The following is a 950-nucleotide window of genomic DNA, read 5'->3' on the forward strand; positions in this document are numbered from 1 at the left end:
TGGCAATGCCGGCAATGATCCCGGCATTCGCAATTCCGGCCTTGTGCCCCAACTCGCTGTAGATACGATGACTTTCAACGCCATTTTCACGCGCTGTTTCAGGATCACCGGACATGTACCGGATGAAGGCGGTCGAGTTCAAAATGCGCGCCAACGGCTCCGGTTCGCCTGTGGTCCGCGCATGTTGCAAAGCCTTGTCCGACCATGTTCTCGCTTCCGAAAACTGGCCTCTCGATATCCAGAGCCACGTCAGCGCCTCGATGAGCTTGGCGGATTGAACGGCGCTGGATTGCTTCATTCGCCATTCGAGTGCCACCCGAATGTTCCCGGACTCTTGCATCAGGTGCTCGACCGAATCGCGCTGGTTGAACCTCATCACGTTTGGCGCGGCGGACAGGACAAGCTCGGTAAAATGGTCCGCCTGACGGTCGCGGATCGTTTCGTACCCGTCCGACCCTTGCAGTTTGTCGAGCGCATAATCGCGAACCGTGTCCAGCATGTTGAGACGTGGATGGCCCAGAGCCGTCGTTCTGAACAAGAGGCTTTTGTCCAGAAGAGCTTCCACGTGGTCAACGACATCGATCTCGTCCTCGAACAAGGAGGCGACGGCACGAAGACCAAACCCGCCGTTGAAGACGGCCGACGCATAAAAAACCCGGCGCTGGCCTTCCGTCAGGAGATGGTCGCTCCATCCGATCATCAGACGAAGGGTACGGTGACGGGGATCAATATCCCGCGCCTTGCTGCGAAGGTCTTGCATACTGCTTTGAAGGCGGTCCTCCAGCTCCGCTACACTGAGGAGTCCTACCTGCGAGGCTGCCAGTTCAAGCGCCAGTGGTAGCCCGTCAAGTTTCCGGCATATTCTGGATACCGGCCCCAATGTGTCATCCCCCAGGCTGAAGTCCGGCCGCTCGCGGCGTGCGAACTTCTCGAAGAGCTGCACGGACGGG

Annotated in this window: 1 protein-coding gene; it reads right to left on the reverse strand. The window is 58.6% G+C overall.

All coding sequences use genetic code 11. From position 1 onward, the window contains the following. A partial coding sequence (locus AC0C6X_RS30075) for an ATP-binding protein (RefSeq protein ID WP_472956685.1) occupies positions 1 to 950 on the reverse strand: 950 nt, incomplete at both ends.

It is taken from the genome of Ensifer sp. VA4 (genome assembly GCF_055710065.1).